Below are 21,463 nucleotides of genomic sequence, written 5' to 3'. Positions count from 1 at the left end.
ACTGCAGAACTCAGTTACCGCTCGAGTTCAGTGCTTCGGTCAGTGCAGCTTCCACTTCACTGGCGCTTACGCGCAACGGTTTGTCAGCATCACGGCGGCGCTTACGCTCGCTGTGATAAGCCAGACCGGTACCGGCCGGGATCAGACGACCCACGACTACGTTTTCTTTCAGGCCGCGCAGGTAATCGCGCTTGCCGGTTACCGCCGCTTCGGTCAGTACGCGAGTGGTTTCCTGGAAGGAAGCCGCCGAGATGAACGATTCGGTGGACAACGACGCCTTGGTGATACCCAACAGCACGCGAGTGAACTTGGAAACGAATTTCTCGTCGCCAGCCAGACGCTCGTTCTCTACCAGAACGTGAGTCAACTCCATCTGGTCGCCCTTGATGAAAGTCGAGTCGCCGGATTCAGCGATTTCAACTTTACGCAGCATCTGACGCAGGATGGTCTCGATGTGCTTATCGTTGATCTTCACGCCTTGCAGACGATAAACGTCCTGGATCTCGTTCACGATGTACTTGGCCAGCGCACTCACACCCAGCAGACGCAGGATGTCGTGTGGATCGCTCGGGCCGTCGGAGATAACTTCGCCGCGGTTTACCTGTTCGCCTTCGAAGACGTTCAGGTGACGCCACTTCGGAATCAGCTCTTCGTACGGATCGGTACCGTCGTTCGGGGTGATAACCAGACGGCGCTTGCCTTTGGTCTCTTTACCGAACGCGATGGTGCCGCTGACTTCAGCCAGAATCGAGGCTTCTTTCGGACGACGGGCTTCGAACAAGTCGGCAACACGCGGCAGACCACCGGTGATGTCGCGGGTTTTCGAAGTTTCTTGCGGGATACGAGCGATAACATCACCGATCGCAACCTGCACACCATCCGCTACACCGACCAGGGCGTTAGCCGGCAGGAAGTACTGAGCCGGTACGTCGGTACCTGGCAGCAGCAGATCCTTGCCATCGACACCGACCATCTTAACGGCAGGACGGATGTCTTTACCGGCAGCTGGACGGTCTTTGGCGTCGAGTACTTCAATGTTGGTCATACCGGTCAATTCGTCAGTCTGACGCTTGATCGTGATGCCTTCTTCCATGCCCACGTAGGTCACGGTACCTTTCATTTCGGTAACGATTGGGTGAGTGTGCGGATCCCACTTGGCCACGATTGCGCCAGCGTCGACCTTGTCACCTTCTTTAACCGAAATCACAGCACCGTACGGCAGCTTGTAACGCTCGCGCTCACGACCGAAGTCATCAGCGATTGCCAGCTCACCGGAACGGGACACAGCAACCAGGCAACCATCCACTCGCTCAACGTGCTTCAGGTTGTGCAGACGGACGGTACCGCCATTCTTCACCTGAACGCTGTCAGCTGCGGAGGTCCGGCTTGCCGCACCACCGATGTGGAACGTACGCATGGTCAGCTGAGTACCCGGCTCACCGATGGACTGGGCAGCGATAACGCCGACCGCTTCACCGATGTTCACCTGGTGACCACGAGCCAAGTCACGGCCGTAGCACTTGGCGCAAATGCCGTAGCGGGTTTCGCAGCTGATCGGCGAACGCACGATCACTTCGTCGATGCTGTTCAGCTCGATGAACTCGACCCACTTCTCGTCTACCAGCGTGCCGGCAGGAACGATGATTTCTTCGCTACCTGGCTTGAACACGTCACGGGCAATGACACGACCCAATACGCGCTCACCCAGCGGCTCAACAACGTCACCGCCTTCAATGTGCGGAGTCATTACCAGGCCATGCTCGGTGCCGCAATCGATCTCGGTCACAACCAGATCCTGCGCCACGTCTACCAGACGACGAGTCAGGTAACCGGAGTTCGCAGTTTTCAACGCGGTATCCGCCAAACCTTTACGAGCACCGTGAGTGGAGATGAAGTACTGAAGTACGCTCAAACCTTCACGGAAGTTCGCAGTAATCGGCGTTTCGATGATGGAACCGTCCGGCTTGGCCATCAGGCCACGCATACCGGCGAGCTGACGGATCTGCGCAGCAGAACCCCGTGCGCCCGAGTCGGCCATCATGTACATCGAGTTGAAGGACTCTTGGTCGACTTCGACGCCATGACGGTCGATGACTTTCTCTTTCGAGAGGTTGGCCATCATCGCCTTGGAAACTTCGTCGTTCGCCTTGGACCAAAGGTCGATCACTTTGTTGTACTTCTCGCCCTGGGTTACCAGGCCGGAGGCGTACTGACTTTCGATCTCTTTCACTTCATCAGTAGCAGCATTGATGATGCGGGCTTTTTCATCCGGGATAACGAAGTCGTTAACACCGATGGAAACGCCGGAAATGGTCGAATAGGCAAAACCGGTGTACATCAACTGGTCAGCGAAGATCACGGTCTCTTTCAAACCAACCACGCGGTAGCACTGGTTGATCAGCTTGGAGATCGCTTTTTTCTTCATCGGCTGGTTGACGACGTCGTACGACAGGCCAGGCGGAACAACCTGGAACAACAGCGCACGGCCGACAGTGGTGTCGACGATACGGGTGTTCTTGACGCTGCCACCATCGCGATCGTTGACGGTTTCGTGGATCCGCACTTTGACTTTAGCGTGCAGTGCGGCTTCGCCAGCACGGAACACACGGTCAACTTCCTGCAGATCCGCGAACACACGACCTTCGCCTTTGGCGTTGATCGCTTCACGAGTCATGTAGTACAGACCCAATACAACGTCCTGCGACGGAACGATGATTGGCTCACCGTTGGCTGGCGACAGAATGTTGTTGGTCGACATCATCAACGCACGCGCTTCCAACTGGGCTTCCAGTGTCAGCGGTACGTGCACGGCCATTTGGTCGCCGTCGAAGTCGGCGTTGTACGCAGCACAGACCAACGGGTGCAGCTGGATAGCCTTACCTTCGATCAGTACCGGTTCAAACGCCTGGATACCCAGACGGTGAAGGGTCGGTGCACGGTTGAGGAGAACCGGGTGTTCGCGGATTACTTCAGCGAGAACGTCCCAAACTTCCGGCAGCTCGCGCTCGACCATCTTCTTGGCAGCTTTGATGGTGGTAGCGAGACCACGCATTTCCAGCTTGCCGAAAATGAACGGCTTGAACAGCTCGAGAGCCATCTTCTTCGGCAGACCGCACTGGTGCAGACGCAGGGTCGGACCTACGGTAATTACCGAACGACCGGAGTAGTCAACACGCTTACCGAGCAAGTTCTGACGGAAACGACCTTGTTTACCCTTGATCATGTCAGCCAGGGATTTCAGAGGACGCTTGTTGGAACCGGTGATAGCGCGGCCACGACGACCGTTGTCGAGCAGTGCATCGACGGCTTCCTGCAACATACGCTTTTCGTTGCGCACGATGATGTCCGGAGCGGACAGATCGAGCAGACGCTTCAAGCGGTTGTTACGGTTGATCACTCGACGATACAGATCGTTGAGGTCGGAAGTCGCGAAGCGACCACCATCCAGCGGGACCAGTGGACGCAGATCTGGCGGCAGAACCGGCAGAACGGTCAGCACCATCCATTCTGGAAGGTTGCCGGAACCCTGGAAGGCTTCCATCAACTTCAGACGCTTGGACAGCTTCTTGATCTTGGTTTCGGAGTTGGTTTGCGGAATTTCTTCGCGCAGACGGCCAATCTCGTGCTCCAGGTCGATAGCGTGCAACAGTTCACGGACAGCTTCGGCACCCATGCGGGCATCGAAATCGTCGCCGAACTCTTCCAGCGCTTCGAAGTACTGCTCGTCGTTCAGCAGCTGACCTTTTTCAAGGGTGGTCATACCCGGGTCGATAACGACATAGCTCTCGAAATAGAGAACGCGTTCGATATCACGCAGGGTCATGTCCATCAGCAAGCCGATACGCGACGGCAGCGATTTCAGGAACCAGATGTGGGCAACCGGCGAAGCCAGTTCGATGTGCGCCATGCGCTCACGACGAACTTTAGCCAGCGCGACTTCAACGCCGCACTTCTCGCAGATCACACCACGGTGCTTCAAGCGCTTGTACTTACCGCACAGGCACTCGTAATCCTTTACCGGGCCAAAGATCTTGGCGCAGAACAGGCCGTCACGCTCAGGTTTGAACGTACGGTAGTTGATGGTTTCCGGCTTTTTAACTTCACCGAACGACCACGAACGGATCATCTCAGGCGATGCCAATCCAATACGGATGGCGTCGAACTCTTCGACTTGACCCTGGTTTTTCAGCAAATTCAGTAGGTCTTTCAAGGCCTTTCCTCCTGGCGGAGCAGAGAGCGGGCAATCCTGCCCCGCTCTCGATTCGCGTCACGTGTTATTCGGTTTCCAGATCGATATCGATGCCGAGGGAACGAATTTCCTTGATCAACACGTTGAAAGACTCGGGCATGCCCGGCTCCATACGGTGATCGCCATCCACGATGTTTTTGTACATCTTGGTACGGCCGTTCACATCGTCCGACTTCACTGTGAGCATTTCTTGCAGAGTGTAAGCGGCACCGTATGCTTCCAGTGCCCAGACCTCCATCTCCCCGAAACGCTGACCACCGAACTGTGCCTTACCACCCAGCGGCTGCTGGGTAACCAGGCTGTACGAACCGGTAGAACGAGCGTGCATCTTGTCGTCTACCAAGTGGTTCAGCTTCAGCATGTACATGTAGCCAACAGTAACCGGGCGCTCGAACTTGTTGCCGGTACGGCCGTCGGTCAGCTGCATCTGGCCGCTTTCTGGCAGGTCTGCCAGTTTCAGCATGGCCTTGATTTCGCTTTCCTTGGCACCGTCGAACACTGGAGTGGCCATTGGAACGCCGCCACGCAGGTTCTTCGCCAGATCCAGGATTTCCTGGTCGGAGAAGCTATCCAGATCTTCGTTACGACCGCCGATCTGGTTGTAGATCTCGTCGAGGAATTTACGAAGTTCAGCGACTTTGCGCTGTTCTTCGATCATCCGGTTGATCTTCTCGCCCAGACCTTTAGCCGCGAGGCCGAGGTGAGTTTCAAGGATCTGACCAACGTTCATACGCGAAGGTACGCCCAACGGGTTGAGGACGACGTCGACCGGGGTGCCATTGGCATCGTGCGGCATGTCTTCAACCGGCATGATCACGGAGACCACACCTTTGTTACCGTGACGACCGGCCATCTTGTCGCCCGGCTGGATGCGACGACGGATTGCCAGGTAAACCTTGACGATTTTCAGCACGCCTGGAGCCAGGTCATCGCCCTGCTGCAGTTTGCGCTTCTTGTCTTCGAACTTGTCGTCCAGCAGACGGCGACGATCAACGATGTAGGCCTGGGCCTTCTCGAGTTGCTCGTTCAGAGCATCTTCAGTCATGCGCAGTTTGAACCACTGACCATGCTCAAGACCGTCGAGTACTTCGTCGGTGATGTCCTGACCTTTCTTCAGGCCGGCGCCGCCTTCGGCTTTGTGGCCGACCAGAGCGGAACGCAGACGTTCGAAAGTTGCGCCTTCAACGATACGGAACTCTTCGTTCAGGTCCTTGCGGATCTCGTCGAGTTGAGTCTTCTCGATCGACAGTGCACGAGCATCACGCTCTACGCCGTCACGAGTGAAGACCTGTACGTCGATGACGGTACCCTTGGTGCCGGTAGGCACACGCAGGGAGGTGTCTTTAACGTCGCTGGCTTTTTCACCGAAGATGGCACGCAACAGCTTCTCTTCCGGAGTCAGTTGGGTCTCGCCTTTCGGAGTGACCTTACCAACCAGAATGTCGCCTGCGCCAACTTCAGCACCTACGTAAACGATACCGGCTTCGTCCAGCTTGTTCAGAGCAGCTTCACCCACGTTCGGGATGTCGGCAGTGATTTCCTCTGGCCCAAGCTTGGTGTCACGTGCCACACAGGTCAGTTCCTGAATGTGGATCGTGGTGAAGCGATCTTCTTGAACAACTCGTTCCGACAGGCAGATGGAGTCTTCGAAGTTGTAACCGTTCCAGGCCATGAACGCGATGCGCATGTTCTGACCCAGCGCCAGTTCACCCATGTCGGTGGACGGACCGTCGGCCATGATGTCGCTACGCTGAACCCGATCACCTTTACGCACCAGCGGACGCTGGTTGATGCAGGTGTTCTGGTTGGAACGGGTGTATTTGGTGAGGTTGTAGATGTCAACACCAGCTTCACCGGTTTCAACTTCATCATCAGCAACACGAACCACGATACGGCTGGCATCAACGGAATCGATCACGCCGCCACGACGAGCCACGACGCAAACGCCGGAGTCACGAGCTACGTTACGCTCCATGCCGGTACCGACCAGCGGCTTGTCAGCGCGCAGGGTTGGTACAGCTTGACGCTGCATGTTCGAACCCATCAACGCACGGTTGGCGTCATCGTGCTCGAGGAACGGGATCAGCGACGCTGCAACCGAAACAACCTGCTTCGGCGAAACGTCCATCAAGGTGACGTCTTCCGGCGCCTTGACGGTGAACTCGTTCAAGTGACGAACAGCTACCAGTTCGTCGATCAGCATTTTCTTGTCGTTCATCGTGGCCGAAGCCTGGGCGATCACGTGATCAGCTTCTTCGATGGCGGACAGGAAAACGATCTCGTCGGTGACCAAAGCGTCTTTCACCACGCGGTACGGGCTCTCGAGGAAGCCGTACTGGTTGGTGCGCGCATAGGCAGCCAGGGAGTTGATCAGACCGATGTTCGGACCTTCCGGCGTTTCAATCGGGCATACACGACCGTAGTGAGTCGGGTGTACGTCACGAACTTCAAAGCCAGCACGCTCACGAGTCAAGCCGCCAGGGCCGAGTGCAGACACACGACGCTTGTGGGTGATCTCGGACAGCGGGTTGTTCTGGTCCATGAACTGGGACAGCTGGCTGGAACCGAAGAACTCTTTCACCGCCGCAGCCACTGGCTTGGCGTTGATCAGGTCTTGCGGCATCAGGCCTTCGCTTTCAGCCATCGACAGACGCTCTTTGACCGCACGCTCAACACGTACCAGGCCAACGCGGAACTGGTTTTCAGCCATTTCGCCTACGCAGCGAACACGACGGTTACCCAGGTGGTCGATGTCATCGACGATGCCTTTACCGTTACGGATGTCGACCAGAGTCTTCAGGACCGCAACGATGTCTTCCTTGCACAACACGCCCGAACCTTCGATCTCGGTACGACCGATACGACGGTTGAACTTCATCCGGCCGACCGCAGACAGATCATAGCGCTCAGGGCTGAAGAACAGGTTGTTGAACAGAGTCTCGGCAGCGTCTTTGGTTGGCGGCTCGCCTGGACGCATCATGCGATAGATCTCGACCAGCGCTTCCAATTGGTTGCTGGTGGAGTCGATCTTCAGAGTGTCGGAGACGAACGGACCGCAGTCGATATCGTTGGTGTACAGAGTTTCGATGCGAACAACCTGGGACTTGGCGATTTTCGCCAGGATCTCGGTGTTCAGCTCGGTGTTGCACTCTGCAAGGATTTCGCCGGTTGCCGGATGCACGATGACCTTGGCTGTAGTGCGGCCCAGGACGTAGTCCAGAGGCACTTGCAGCTCTTTGATCCCTGCCTTTTCCAGCTGGTTGATGTGGCGAGCAGTAATACGACGACCTTGCTCGACAATAACCTTGCCTTTGTCATCCAGGATATCCAGGACAGCAATTTCACCGCGCAGGCGATGAGGCACCAGTTCCAGGCTGAGGTTTTCACCTTGCACGTGGAAGACGTTGGTGGTGTAGAACGCGTCCAGCACTTCTTCAGTGGTATAGCCGAGCGCGCGCAGCAATACCGATGCAGGCAGCTTGCGACGACGGTCAATACGCACGAATACGCAGTCTTTCGGATCGAACTCGAAGTCCAACCACGAACCGCGGTAAGTGGATGATGCGCGCGGAGTACAGCAGTTTACCGGAGCTGTGCGTCTTGCCACGGTCGTGGTCGAAGAACACGCCCGGGGAACGGTGCAGCTGGGAAACGATTACACGCTCGGTACCGTTGATTACGAAGGTACCGTTCTCAGTCATCAGGGGGATTTCACCCATGTAGACTTCTTGCTCTTTGATGTCCTTGATCGCTTTGTTCGACGATTCTTTGTCGAAAATGATCAGGCGCACTTTTACCCGCAACGGTACGGCGTAAGTTACACCGCGCAATACGCATTCTTTGACATCAAATGCCGGTTCGCCCAGGCGATAACCGACGTACTCCAGCGCAGCATTGCCGGAGTAGCTGATGATCGGGAAAACGGATTTGAAGGCCGCATGCAGGCCCACGTCGCGGAACTGATCTTTAGTCGCTCCCGCTTGCAAGAATTCACGATACGAATCCAGCTGGATGGCCAGGAGGTACGGCACATCCATGACGTCCGGCAACTTGCTAAAGTCCTTGCGGATACGTTTTTTCTCAGTATATGAGTAAGCCATCAGCGTTCCCCAGCTTGGTCACCTGCTTGTTTGGCCCCTCCCGACGGGAGCAGCCAGAAAATCGTGCAAACCCCATGGTTTGCTCCACCACATCGGGTGGTTACAGCTCGTTACCAGCACCGACCCAGTCGGCTGCCAATAACGGAAAAAGGCCGGTGGCAAGAGCCACCAGCCATCAGCCTTTCGCTTAACGCTCGGGCTGGAGACGCAAAGTCGATGCTTACTTCAGCTCGACTTTAGCGCCTGCTTCTTCCAGAGTGGCTTTGGCTTTGTCAGCTGCGTCTTTCGAAACAGCTTCCAGAACCATGGCAGGAGCGCCGTCAACTACAGCCTTGGCTTCTTTCAAGCCCAGACCGGTCAGTTCACGTACTGCCTTGATCACGTTAACTTTCTTCTCGCCAGTTTCGGTCAACATGACGTTGAATTCGGTTTGCTCTTCAGCAACAGCGGCAACAGCGGCTGGGCCGGCGGAAGCAGCAGCAGCGGAAACGCCGAATTTTTCTTCGAAAGCTTTGATCAGCTCAACAACCTGCAGAACCGACATTTCAGCTACGGCGTTGAGGATATCTTCTTGGGAGATAGACATTACTGTATTTCCTGAATTGGGGGACGGCCTACGCGGCCATCGAAATAAACAAAAATACGCGAAAGGAGATGCTCAGCCTTAGGCTGCAGCAGCTTCTTTTTGCTCGCGAACTGCAGCCAGAGTACGAGCCAACTTGCTGGTAGCGCCTTGAATCACGCTCATCAGCTGAGAAATAGCTTCGTTACGGGTCGGCAGTGTTGCCAGTACGTCGATTTGGTTAGCTGCGAGGAACTTGCCCTCGAACGCAGCTGCCTTGATCTCGAACTTATCCTGACTCTTGGCGAATTCCTTGAACAAACGGGCAGCAGCGCCTGGATGATCCTTGGAGAACGCGATCAGAGTCGGGCCGGTGAACACGTCGTTGAGGACACTGTATTCAGTGCCAGCAACAGCGCGCTTGAGCAGGGTGTTACGTACAACACGTACGTATACGCCAGCTTCACGAGCCTCTTTACGGAGTCCGGTCATTGCGCCTACTGTCACACCGCGGGCATCAGCCACAACAGCAGACAGGGCAACTTTGGCAGCCTCGTTGACTTCAGCGACGATGGCCTTCTTGTCTTCGAGATTAATTGCCACGGGTTTAACTCCTGCTTGTTACCGTTTCATCCAACCGGAGCCGGATGTCGTTTTGGTGTCTGATTCGGTAAGGAACCGGGAGCACCATCTGCGTAGGCTTGAGGTTTAAGACTTGCGTCGCCTACGGTCTTGGATAGCCCCCGCCAGGCAGGGACCCCAATCTTTCAATTGGCGCAATCGCTTGCGCCAACCTGCGTCTTACGCGTCGAGCGAGCCTTGGTCGATGACCAGACCTGGACCCATGGTGGTGCTCAGGGTAACGCGCTTGACGTAAATACCTTTCGAAGAAGCTGGCTTGATACGCTTCAGATCAGCGATCAGGGCTTCAACGTTTTCCTTCAGCTTGACGGCGTCGAAACCGACTTTGCCAACGGAGGTGTGAATGATGCCGTTTTTGTCGGTGCGATAACGAACCTGACCAGCCTTGGCGTTTTTAACCGCGGTAGCTACGTCTGGGGTTACGGTGCCGACTTTAGGGTTAGGCATCAGACCACGTGGGCCGAGGATCTGACCCAACTGACCAACAACGCGCATTGCATCCGGGGATGCGATAACTACGTCATAGTTCAGGTCGCCGCCTTTCATTTCGGCAGCCAGATCGTCCATACCTACACGGTCAGCGCCGGCAGCCAGAGCGGCCTCAGCAGCTGGCCCCTGGGTGAACACAGCAACGCGAACAGTCTTGCCAGTGCCGTGCGGCAGCACAGTAGCGCTACGAACGACCTGGTCGGATTTACGCGGGTCAACGCCCAGGTTTACAGCAACGTCGAACGACTCGCTGAACTTGACAGTCGACAGCTCAGCCAGCAGAGCAGCAGCGTCTACAAAGTTGTAGGCCTTGCCTGCTTCGATTTTGCCGGCGATAGCCTTTTGACGCTTGGTCAACTTAGCCATTACACACCCTCCACGTTAAGGCCCATGCTACGAGCAGAACCGGCGATAGTACGCACGGCTGCGTCCATATCAGCTGCAGTCAGATCCGCGTTTTTGGTTTTCGCGATTTCTTCCAGCTGAGCACGGGTCACGGTGCCAACCTTAACGGTGTTCGGACGAGCAGAACCGCTAGTCAGACCAGCAGCCTTCTTCAGCAGAACCGAAGCAGGTGTGGATTTGGTTTCGAAAGTGAAGCTACGGTCGCTATAGACAGTGATGATCACTGGAGTCGGCAGACCAGCTTCAAGACCCTGAGTACGGGCGTTGAAAGCCTTGCAGAATTCCATGATGTTCACGCCGTGCTGACCCAGAGCAGGACCAACAGGTGGGCTTGGGTTAGCCTGAGCGGCCTTCACTTGCAGCTTGATGTAAGCGGTAATCTTCTTGGCCATGAGGCACTCCAATTACGGGTTCGAACGCCTCGAAAGGCTCCCCGGTTACTTGCGCGTTTATCCCAGTGACGACAAAACCCCACAGCCTAGGGCTGCGGGGTTGGGATGCTTGCTCAGCTAGACCTTTTCGACCTGACTGAACTCTAACTCTACCGGAGTAGAGCGACCGAAAATGAGCACTGCCACTTGGATTCGGCTCTTTTCGTAGTTAACTTCTTCGACCGTGCCAGTGAAATCAGCAAACGGCCCATCGTTGACACGCACCGATTCGCCTGGCTCGAAGAGTGTCTTCGGCTTCGGCTTGTCGCTACCGTCAGCAACGCGACGCAGAATCGCTTCTGCCTCTTTATCTGTGATCGGTGCAGGCTTATCGGCGGTACCGCCAATGAAACCCATCACCCGAGGAGTATCCTTGACCAAGTGCCAAGTCCCCTCGTTCATGTCCATCTGGACCAGCACATAACCTGGGAAGAACTTGCGCTCGCTTTTGCGTTTCTGGCCATTACGCATTTCAACCACTTCTTCAGTGGGAACCAGAATTTCGCCGAAGCCATCTTCCATGCCAGCCAGCTTTACGCGCTCTACCAACGAGCGCATGACATGCTTCTCGTAACCGGAGTAAGCATGCACAACGTACCAACGCTTAGCCACGGGACACCCTTAGCCGACAATCAAGGAAACAAGCCAGCCGAGGAGGGAGTCAAGCCCCCACAACAGCAACGCCATAACCAGAACAACAGCCACAACAATCAACGTGGTCTGCGTGGTTTCTTGGCGAGTTGGCCATACGACTTTACGAATCTCGGTGCGAGCTTCCTTAACCAGTACAAAGAAAGACTTGCCCTTGACTGTCTGCAGGCCTACAAAGGCAGCTACAGCAGCAATGGCGAGCAAAGCTAGTACGCGGTACAGGATCGGCGAAGCAGAGTAATACTGATTGCCAACAACGCCAACAACCACCAAAGCGACTACTACTAGCCACTTGAGCAGATCGAAGCGAGAGCCTTGAGCTTCAGCTTTAGGAGTCATCTATGAAGATCCTGTGAAAAGAAAGCCAGACACACCAAGTGAATCTGGCAGGTCAGGAGGGAATCGAACCCCCAACCTACGGTTTTGGAGACCGTCGCTCTGCCAATTGAGCTACTGACCTAAAACAAAATCAGGCCGACCATTATGCCGGCCTGAAAAAGACATTACAACAACTTACTCGATGACTTTAGCCACGACACCAGCGCCGACGGTACGACCGCCTTCACGGATAGCGAAACGAAGACCATCTTCCATCGCGATGGTTTTGATCAGGGTAACGGTCATCTGAACGTTATCACCCGGCATCACCATTTCAACGCCTTCTGGCAATTCGCAGTTACCGGTCACATCCGTAGTACGGAAGTAGAACTGTGGACGGTAACCCTTGAAGAACGGCGTATGACGACCACCCTCCTCCTTGCTCAGAACATAAACCTCTGCAGTGAACTTGGTGTGAGGCTTGACAGTGCCTGGCTTGACCAGGACCTGGCCACGCTCTACATCATCACGCTTGGTGCCACGCAGCAGCACACCACAGTTCTCGCCAGCACGACCTTCGTCGAGCAGCTTGCGGAACATCTCAACACCAGTACAAGTAGTTTTGACAGTGTCACGAAGACCCACAATCTCAACTTCTTCCTGAATGCGAACAATGCCACGCTCAACACGACCAGTCACAACAGTACCGCGACCGGAGATCGAGAACACATCCTCGATCGGCATCAGGAACGGCTTGTCGATAGCACGCTCAGGCTGCGGAATGTAGCTATCCAGAGTCTCAACCAACTTCTTGACGGCAGTAGTACCCATCTCGTTGTCATCTTGACCGTTCAACGCCATCAGCGCAGAACCAATGATGATCGGAGTGTCATCACCTGGGAAATCGTAAGTACTCAGCAGATCGCGCACTTCCATCTCAACCAGCTCGAGCAGCTCCGCATCATCTACCATGTCAGCCTTGTTCAGGAAGACAACAATGTACGGAACGCCAACCTGGCGAGAGAGCAGGATATGCTCGCGGGTTTGCGGCATCGGACCATCAGCGGCCGAGCAAACCAGGATCGCGCCATCCATCTGAGCGGCACCGGTGATCATGTTTTTTACGTAGTCAGCGTGACCTGGACAGTCAACGTGTGCGTAGTGACGCACGGCCGAATCGTATTCAACGTGAGCGGTGTTGATGGTGATGCCACGAGCTTTTTCTTCTGGGGCACTATCGATTTTGTCGAAGTCGACTTTTGCCGAACCGAAAACTTCGGAGCAGACACGAGTCAAGGCTGCGGTCAGAGTAGTTTTGCCATGGTCTACGTGACCGATGGTACCTACGTTGACGTGCGGCTTATTACGTTCGAACTTTTCCTTAGCCATCGAAATAACTCCCAGCAGAAGAATTGAGCAAGTAACATCAGCCATTAAAACAAAGGCAGATATTTTCATATCTGCCTTGTTATATGGAGCTCTTGAGCGGATTTGAACCGCTGACCTCACCCTTACCAAGGGTGTGCTCTACCAACTGAGCTACAAGAGCGCAACACTTTGCAGGACCTGCAAACTTGGAGCGGGTAGCGGGAATCGAACCCGCATCATCAGCTTGGAAGGCTGAGGTTCTACCACTAAACTATACCCGCGGAGCTTGCAGCTCTCGCTAAAAATGGTGGAGGGGGAAGGATTCGAACCTTCGAAGTCGTAGACGTCAGATTTACAGTCTGATCCCTTTGGCCGCTCGGGAACCCCTCCTAAGCGAGCCGGCATTCTATATCATGCCAGCCTTCTGTCAAGCATTTTCTCATTAAAAACCTGAGGTTAGCTGCGTTGACCTCGTTTCGCACTGTTTACCGTAGAAGGTCTTCACTGCGAAGCGGGCGCCATTCTATTCAAACTATTCGACGGGTGCAACCCCCTCGCACGGCATTATTTTATGTTTTAACTCATTGAATTCTTTAGAAAGGTTTTGCAGCTTCGAGTCATCCAGTAAACGCCGGCTTTCAGGCGTCACACGGAGCCAAAATCCTCCAGATTCCAGGGCATCCTTAGGCAAGACCTGAGCCTTGATCTCCAAACCACTCAACCGACGCTCGATCGCCTGTACCGTTTCCTGACGAGCAAAACCTCCCACATAGAGGCAATCACCGTCCGCCTGGAGAGGCTTACCTTTATCGCGAGCAACGTCAGTCGTCTCGCTCAACAAACGTATGTCCTGCTGAGAGCCTCGATACAAGCTCAGGGGCGTCACATCCTTCGCACGAAGGGGCGCCTCTTGTTGATGCCAGACGTAATAAAAAACATTGAGGACGACCAGCAACAGAAACAACCAACGCATAAGAACCTCAGGGCAAGGGACACGCCATAGCCAAACCTACAAACACCAGATCAGGAACCACCCTGGCATCAGGCACGATCCCGGCAACCAGGTCAGCATCACCACCAGTGAGGAATACAGTGAAACCCTCTCCCCAATAGCTGCGCGCCAGCTGGAGCTGGGTCAGGACAAAACCCTGAAGCATCAAGGAACACCCTCTCTCAACTGCCTCTACAGTTGTGCGACCAGGCACAAGGCTTTCCAGAGCGCGCTCAGCCGCAAGATCGCCATAGCGGATTCTTCGGGTATGGGTGCGCAACTGATTGCGCATCAAGGGCATACCTGGACAAATGAATCCCCCAAGATGCTCTCCGTCGCTCGCAATAAAGTCTGCAGTGACCGCCGTGCCGAAATCCAACACAAGACAGGCGCCCGAGGCTAGGTGGAACCCTCCAAGCATCGCAAGCCATCGATCAAGACCAAGCCTTTCATAATCATCGTAGCCATTACGGACGCCGGACATTTCGCGGGCAGACACCGCACACATGACGGACACCCCAAACGCGTCAGTCAAAAGGCAAATCAGGGCACTGGTTTCTTCACCAGTCCTGACACTCACCAATCGACAATGCTTGAGAGCCAACCCATTGACCTGCTTCAAGCTCTCCAGCAAGGCAAGATCCGAATCGACAATACCTTCCGCAACCACTGACCGGACGTCCGCACCGAGCAACCGCCACTTTATAAAGCTATTACCGCAGTCGAGCTCAAGAATCATCACGCAACCTCAAACTGAGCTCACCGCCACTAAAGACTTTTTCCACATCACCCACCTTCAAGCGCAAGGCACCCTGATTATCGATACCCATTACAACGCCATCTATCTGGTTGACGCCGGCAATCAATGAGACAGCCCGCCCCTGCCACAGATGGTTTTGCTCCCACTCATCATGGCTGGCTGAAAAGCCGTCGCGCTGATGACGCTCCAAGTAAGCCTGGAGCATCAAACCCAGCTCCACCACCAAGAGATTGCGGTCAAACACCCTGCCAGACTCAAGCCGCATGGACGTCCACTGCTGATCAACCTCTTCAGCGGCCTGCATGTTCACATTGATTCCAACACCTAACACTACGTGGCACACGTCAGCAGGATCGCCCACCAACTCTAGGAGTATCCCCGCGATCTTTTTCTGACCAACAAGAAGGTCATTGGGCCATTTTAGCCCCACCCCGGAAACCCCCTGCTTTCGCAAGGCATGCATTACCGCAAGCCCTACGACCAAACTCAAGCCTTCCAGCTGCCGCATACCACCCTCGATGCGTAGCACGAGGCTGTAATAGATGTTTTCTGCAAATGGACTCACCCATTTACGACCTCGCCTTCCGCGACCAGCAGTCTGTCGCTCTGCCAGTACCAGGAACGGCGCAGCCCTACCTCGCCCGATAGCGCGCAAGGCTTCAGCATTAGTAGAGTCAACAGAGTCAAAAACCTGCGCAGGCCAACCGCAAATAGACGACTTTTCATCTATTTCCACAGGATCAAGTAGCGTCAATGGCGCAGCCAATTGATAGCCGCGACCGCGTACCTTATGAATTGACAGACCCAATTCAGCCTCTAAAAGCTGAAGCTGCTTCCACACAGCACTTCGACTGACACCCAAGGCTATGCCCAAGGCCTCACCTGAATGGAATCGGCCATCCTTTAGAAGCTTTAACAAAGTCAGCATGCAAGTCCCGCCTCACAATGAGGCCCGAATGATAGCCATGCCCCGAGCCGTTGCATAGAAACCCTATTGAGCGGATTTTTCTTCGGACAAAACAAAACCCCTACCTGCATACGCAGATAGGGGTTTCGGAATTTAATCTTGACGATGACCTACTCTCACATGGGGAAACCCCACACTACCATCGGCGATGCATCGTTTCACTGCTGAGTTCGGGATGGGATCAGGTGGTTCCAATGCTCTATGGTCGTCAAGAAATTCGGGTACTGAGTCGTGACCAGCTGGCCTCGCTTCAGCAAATTGGGTATGTGATAGCTTTCGGTGTTTGTGAGTCTTTCGAACTTTCGGTTCGTTTCGTCTTCACACACCGCAATCTGCTCTTTCGACGCAAATTGCTTGGGTGTTATATGGTCAAGCCTCACGGGCAATTAGTATTGGTTAGCTCAACGCCTCACAGCGCTTACACACCCAACCTATCAACGTCGTAGTCTTCGACGGCCCTTCAGGGGACTCAAGGTCCCAGTGAGATCTCATCTTGAGGCTAGTTTCCCGCTTAGATGCTTTCAGCGGTTATCTATTCCGAACATAGCTACCCGGCAATGCCACTGGCGTGACAACCGGAACACCAGAGGTTCGTCCACTCCGGTCCTCTCGTACTAGGAGCAGCCCCTCTCAAATCTCAAACGTCCACGGCAGATAGGGACCGAACTGTCTCACGACGTTCTAAACCCAGCTCGCGTACCACTTTAAATGGCGAACAGCCATACCCTTGGGACCGGCTTCAGCCCCAGGATGTGATGAGCCGACATCGAGGTGCCAAACACCGCCGTCGATATGAACTCTTGGGCGGTATCAGCCTGTTATCCCCGGAGTACCTTTTATCCGTTGAGCGATGGCCCTTCCATACAGAACCACCGGATCACTAAGACCTACTTTCGTACCTGCTCGACGTGTCTGTCTCGCAGTCAAGCGCGCTTTTGCCTTTATACTCTACGACCGATTTCCGACCGGTCTGAGCGCACCTTCGTACTCCTCCGTTACTCTTTAGGAGGAGACCGCCCCAGTCAAACTACCCACCATACACTGTCCTCGATCCGGATAACGGACCTGAGTTAGAACCTCAAAGTTGCCAGGGTGGTATTTCAAGGTTGGCTCCACGCGAACTGGCGTCCACGCTTCAAAGCCTCCCACCTATCCTACACAAGCAAATTCAAAGTCCAGTGCAAAGCTATAGTAAAGGTTCACGGGGTCTTTCCGTCTAGCCGCGGATACACTGCATCTTCACAGCGATTTCAATTTCACTGAGTCTCGGGTGGAGACAGCGCCGCCATCGTTACGCCATTCGTGCAGGTCGGAACTTACCCGACAAGGAATTTCGCTACCTTAGGACCGTTATAGTTACGGCCGCCGTTTACCGGGGCTTCGATCAAGAGCTTCGCGTTAGCTAACCCCATCAATTAACCTTCCGGCACCGGGCAGGCGTCACACCCTATACGTCCACTTTCGTGTTTGCAGAGTGCTGTGTTTTTAATAAACAGTCGCAGCGGCCTGGTATCTTCGACCGGCATGGGCTTACGCAGTAAATGCTTCACCCTCACCGGCGCACCTTCTCCCGAAGTTACGGTGCCATTTTGCCTAGTTCCTTCACCCGAGTTCTCTCAAGCGCCTTGGTATTCTCTACCCAACCACCTGTGTCGGTTTGGGGTACGGTTCCTGGTTACCTGAAGCTTAGAAGCTTTTCTTGGAAGCATGGCATCAACCACTTCGTGTTCTAAAAGAACACTCGTCATCAGCTCTCGGCCTTAGAATCCCGGATTTACCTAAGATTCCAGCCTACCACCTTAAACTTGGACAACCAACGCCAAGCTGGCCTAGCCTTCTCCGTCCCTCCATCGCAATAACCAGAAGTACAGGAATATTAACCTGTTTTCCATCGACTACGCTTTTCAGCCTCGCCTTAGGGACCGACTAACCCTGCGTCGATTAACGTTGCGCAGGAAACCTTGGTCTTTCGGCGTGGGTGTTTTTCACACCCATTGTCGTTACTCATGTCAGCATTCGCACTTCTGATACCTCCAGCAAGCTTCTCAACTCACCTTCACAGGCTTACAGAACGCTCCTCTACCGCATCACCTAAGTGATACCCGTAGCTTCGGTGTATGGTTTGAGCCCCGTTACATCTTCCGCGCAGGCCGACTCGACTAGTGAGCTATTACGCTTTCTTTAAAGGGTGGCTGCTTCTAAGCCAACCTCCTAGCTGTCTAAGCCTTCCCACATCGTTTCCCACTTAACCATAACTTTGGGACCTTAGCTGACGGTCTGGGTTGTTTCCCTTTTCACGACGGACGTTAGCACCCGCCGTGTGTCTCCCATGCTCGGCACTTGTAGGTATTCGGAGTTTGCATCGGTTTGGTAAGTCGGGATGACCCCCTAGCCGAAACAGTGCTCTACCCCCTACAGTGATACATGAGGCGCTACCTAAATAGCTTTCGAGGAGAACCAGCTATCTCCGAGCTTGATTAGCCTTTCACTCCGATCCACAGGTCATCCGCTAACTTTTCAACGGTAGTCGGTTCGGTCCTCCAGTTAGTGTTACCCAACCTTCAACCTGCCCATGGATAGATCGCCCGGTTTCGGGTCTATTCCCAGCGACTAGACGCCCTATTAAGACTCGCTTTCGCTACGCCTCCCCTATTCGGTTAAGCTCGCCACTGAAAATAAGTCGCTGACCCATTATACAAAAGGTACGCAGTCACCCAACAAAGTGGGCTCCCACTGCTTGTACGCATACGGTTTCAGGATCTATTTCACTCCCCTCTCCGGGGTTCTTTTCGCCTTTCCCTCACGGTACTAGTTCACTATCGGTCAGTCAGTAGTATTTAGCCTTGGAGGATGGTCCCCCCATATTCAGACAAAGTTTCTCGTGCTCCGTCCTACTCGATTTCATGACTAAGAGATTTTCGCGTACAGGGCTATCACCCACTATGGCCGCACTTTCCAGAGCGTTCCGCTAATCTCAAAGCCACTTAAGGGCTAGTCCCCGTTCGCTCGCCACTACTAAGGGAATCTCGGTTGATTTCTTTTCCTCAGGGTACTTAGATGTTTCAGTTCCCCTGGTTCGCTTCTTAAGCCTATGTATTCAGCTTAAGATACCTAACTTATGTTAGGTGGGTTCCCCCATTCAGACATCTCCGGATCAAAGTCTGTTTGCCGACTCCCCGAAGCTTTTCGCAGGCTACCACGTCTTTCATCGCCTCTGACTGCCAAGGCATCCACCGTATGCGCTTCTTCACTTGACCATATAACCCCAAGCAATCTGGTTATACTGTGAAGACGACATTCGCCGAAAATTCGAATTTCTCAATTAAGAGAACTCACAAATTTTACCTTAGCCTGATCCGTTACCAGTGAAAGTAACGTCCAGTCTATCTTTCTATCACATACCCAAATTTTTAAAGAACGATCTAATCAAAGACTAGAAATCAACATTCATCACCGTCTTGGTGGAATGCTCATTTCTAAGCTTTCAACAATCAGAAGCAGTAGTGGTGGAGCCAAACGGGATCGAACCGTTGACCTCCTGCGTGCAAGGCAGGCGCTCTCCCAGCTGAGCTATGGCCCCGTATTTCTACAGGCGTTTCCCACACAAGCAAAATTGGTGGGTCTGGGCAGATTCGAACTGCCGACCTCACCCTTATCAGGGGTGCGCTCTAACCAACTGAGCTACAGACCCAATTTCGGGCTGCTTCTTTATCGTCTTCTTCAATGAATCAAGCAATTCGTGTGGGAACTTATGGAGCAGCTGATGTCGTCGATTAAGGAGGTGATCCAGCCGCAGGTTCCCCTACGGCTACCTTGTTACGACTTCACCCCAGTCATGAATCACACCGTGGTAACCGTCCCCCCGAAGGTTAGACTAGCTACTTCTGGTGCAACCCACTCCCATGGTGTGACGGGCGGTGTGTACAAGGCCCGGGAACGTATTCACCGCGACATTCTGATTCGCGATTACTAGCGATTCCGACTTCACGCAGTCGAGTTGCAGACTGCGATCCGGACTACGATCGGTTTTCTGGGATTAGCTCCACCTCGCGGCTTGGCAACCCTCTGTACCGACCATTGTAGCACGTGTGTAGCCCAGGCCGTAAGGGCCATGATGACTTGACGTCATCCCCACCTTCCTCCGGTTTGTCACCGGCAGTCTCCTTAGAGTGCCCACCATTACGTGCTGGTAACTAAGGACAAGGGTTGCGCTCGTTACGGGACTTAACCCAACATCTCACGACACGAGCTGACGACAGCCATGCAGCACCTGTCTCAATGTTCCCGAAGGCACCAATCTATCTCTAGAAAGTTCATTGGATGTCAAGGCCTGGTAAGGTTCTTCGCGTTGCTTCGAATTAAACCACATGCTCCACCGCTTGTGCGGGCCCCCGTCAATTCATTTGAGTTTTAACCTTGCGGCCGTACTCCCCAGGCGGTCAACTTAATGCGTTAGCTGCGCCACTAAGAGCTCAAGGCTCCCAACGGCTAGTTGACATCGTTTACGGCGTGGACTACCAGGGTATCTAATCCTGTTTGCTCCCCACGCTTTCGCACCTCAGTGTCAGTATTAGTCCAGGTGGTCGCCTTCGCCACTGGTGTTCCTTCCTATATCTACGCATTTCACCGCTACACAGGAAATTCCACCACCCTCTACCATACTCTAGCTCGACAGTTTTGAATGCAGTTCCCAGGTTGAGCCCGGGGATTTCACATCCAACTTAACGAACCACCTACGCGCGCTTTACGCCCAGTAATTCCGATTAACGCTTGCACCCTCTGTATTACCGCGGCTGCTGGCACAGAGTTAGCCGGTGCTTATTCTGTCGGTAACGTCAAAACACTTACGTATTAGGTAAATGCCCTTCCTCCCAACTTAAAGTGCTTTACAATCCGAAGACCTTCTTCACACACGCGGCATGGCTGGATCAGGCTTTCGCCCATTGTCCAATATTCCCCACTGCTGCCTCCCGTAGGAGTCTGGACCGTGTCTCAGTTCCAGTGTGACTGATCATCCTCTCAGACCAGTTACGGATCGTCGCCTTGGTGAGCCATTACCTCACCAACTAGCTAATCCGACCTAGGCTCATCTGATAGCGCAAGGCCCGAAGGTCCCCTGCTTTCTCCCGTAGGACGTATGCGGTATTAGCGTCCGTTTCCGAGCGTTATCCCCCACTACCAGGCAGATTCCTAGGCATTACTCACCCGTCCGCCGCTCGCCACCAGGTACAAGTACCCGTGCTGCCGCTCGACTTGCATGTGTTAGGCCTGCCGCCAGCGTTCAATCTGAGCCATGATCAAACTCTTCAGTTCAAACATCTTTGGGTTTTTAAGAAACCCTAAACTTGGCTCAGCAATCGTTGGTTACATCTTTGATTTCTCGCGGAGTAACTTGTGATGCTGATAATCTTGTTGACTATCAGTCTGACTCCACAAGCACCCACACGAATTGCTTGATTCAATTGTTAAAGAGCGGTGGGTTAAGATCTTTCGTCTCAACCGAGGCGCGCATTCTACAGCAGCGCCAGTT

11 protein-coding genes, 6 tRNA genes, 3 rRNA genes and 1 pseudogene are annotated in these 21,463 nt (G+C 54.0%); all 21 read right to left on the bottom strand.

Going from position 1 to position 21,463, the window contains the following annotated elements; all coding sequences use genetic code 11:
* Positions 1-10: 10 nt before the first annotated feature.
* Complete coding sequence (gene rpoC / locus ACZ89E_RS26000) at positions 11-4,210, bottom strand: DNA-directed RNA polymerase subunit beta' (RefSeq protein WP_149662055.1); 4,200 nt, start codon at positions 4,208-4,210, stop codon at positions 11-13.
* 64 nt (positions 4,211-4,274) lie between these two features.
* Positions 4,275-8,349: pseudogene (gene rpoB, locus ACZ89E_RS25995) on the bottom strand (DNA-directed RNA polymerase subunit beta).
* A 220-nt stretch (positions 8,350-8,569) separates the two neighbouring features.
* A complete protein-coding gene (rplL, locus tag ACZ89E_RS25990; protein ID WP_149662056.1) occupies positions 8,570-8,935 on the bottom strand; it encodes a 50S ribosomal protein L7/L12 in 366 nt (121 codons plus the stop codon).
* 78 nt (positions 8,936-9,013) lie between these two features.
* Positions 9,014-9,514, bottom strand: coding sequence for a 50S ribosomal protein L10 (gene rplJ / locus ACZ89E_RS25985; protein WP_149662057.1), 501 nt, complete (start codon positions 9,512-9,514; stop codon positions 9,014-9,016).
* Between the two features lie 198 nt (positions 9,515-9,712).
* Positions 9,713-10,408, bottom strand: coding sequence for a 50S ribosomal protein L1 (rplA, locus tag ACZ89E_RS25980; protein ID WP_019693883.1), 696 nt, complete (start codon positions 10,406-10,408; stop codon positions 9,713-9,715).
* Positions 10,408-10,839 (bottom strand): 50S ribosomal protein L11, encoded by a 432-nt coding sequence (gene rplK, locus ACZ89E_RS25975; protein ID WP_003228756.1) that lies wholly within the window; start codon positions 10,837-10,839, stop codon positions 10,408-10,410. Before rplK ends, rplA begins: the two co-directional genes overlap by 1 nt.
* Positions 10,840-10,956: 117 nt before the next feature.
* The gene (gene nusG / locus ACZ89E_RS25970; protein ID WP_007896622.1) at positions 10,957-11,490 is read right to left on the bottom strand and encodes a transcription termination/antitermination protein NusG; all 534 of its coding nucleotides are present in this window, start codon (positions 11,488-11,490) and stop codon (positions 10,957-10,959) included.
* A 9-nt stretch (positions 11,491-11,499) separates the two neighbouring features.
* Complete coding sequence (secE, locus tag ACZ89E_RS25965) at positions 11,500-11,868, bottom strand: preprotein translocase subunit SecE (RefSeq protein ID WP_008145488.1); 369 nt, start codon at positions 11,866-11,868, stop codon at positions 11,500-11,502.
* A 45-nt stretch (positions 11,869-11,913) separates the two neighbouring features.
* A tRNA-Trp gene (locus ACZ89E_RS25960) sits at positions 11,914-11,989 on the bottom strand.
* 53 nt (positions 11,990-12,042) lie between these two features.
* Positions 12,043-13,236 (bottom strand): elongation factor Tu, encoded by a 1,194-nt coding sequence (gene tuf / locus ACZ89E_RS25955; RefSeq protein WP_007896619.1) that lies wholly within the window; start codon positions 13,234-13,236, stop codon positions 12,043-12,045.
* Between the two features lie 84 nt (positions 13,237-13,320).
* Positions 13,321-13,396 (bottom strand) — tRNA-Thr (locus tag ACZ89E_RS25950).
* Between the two features lie 26 nt (positions 13,397-13,422).
* Positions 13,423-13,496 (bottom strand) — tRNA-Gly (locus tag ACZ89E_RS25945).
* A 24-nt stretch (positions 13,497-13,520) separates the two neighbouring features.
* Positions 13,521-13,605, bottom strand: a tRNA-Tyr gene (locus tag ACZ89E_RS25940).
* 142 nt (positions 13,606-13,747) lie between these two features.
* Entirely contained in the window at positions 13,748-14,188 is a 441-nt protein-coding gene (locus ACZ89E_RS25935) for a hypothetical protein (protein WP_476256695.1), read from the bottom strand.
* Positions 14,189-14,195: 7 nt separating this feature from the next.
* Positions 14,196-14,945, bottom strand: coding sequence for a pantothenate kinase (locus tag ACZ89E_RS25930; protein WP_149662060.1), 750 nt, complete (start codon positions 14,943-14,945; stop codon positions 14,196-14,198).
* Positions 14,935-15,894: a bifunctional biotin--[acetyl-CoA-carboxylase] ligase/biotin operon repressor BirA gene (gene birA / locus ACZ89E_RS25925; protein WP_476256694.1), complete on the bottom strand. Its 960-nt coding sequence runs from the start codon at positions 15,892-15,894 to the stop codon at positions 14,935-14,937. Before birA ends, ACZ89E_RS25930 begins: the two co-directional genes overlap by 11 nt.
* A 136-nt stretch (positions 15,895-16,030) precedes the next feature.
* A 5S ribosomal RNA gene (gene rrf, locus ACZ89E_RS25920) occupies positions 16,031-16,146 on the bottom strand.
* Positions 16,147-16,298: 152 nt separating this feature from the next.
* Positions 16,299-19,190: ribosomal RNA gene (locus ACZ89E_RS25915) — 23S ribosomal RNA — on the bottom strand.
* A 247-nt stretch (positions 19,191-19,437) separates the two neighbouring features.
* Positions 19,438-19,513: transfer RNA gene (locus ACZ89E_RS25910), tRNA-Ala, on the bottom strand.
* Positions 19,514-19,547: 34 nt separating this feature from the next.
* Positions 19,548-19,624 (bottom strand) — tRNA-Ile (locus ACZ89E_RS25905).
* Between the two features lie 83 nt (positions 19,625-19,707).
* A 16S ribosomal RNA gene (locus ACZ89E_RS25900) occupies positions 19,708-21,246 on the bottom strand.
* The 16S, 23S and 5S rRNA genes sit together here with 2 tRNA genes alongside, the layout of an rRNA operon.
* Positions 21,247-21,463 lie beyond the last annotated feature (217 nt).

The organism is Pseudomonas sp. TE3899, assembly GCF_056279105.1.
The sequence above is the reverse complement of the archived record's forward strand: the minus strand, read 5'-3'. Positions and strand labels throughout refer to the sequence as shown.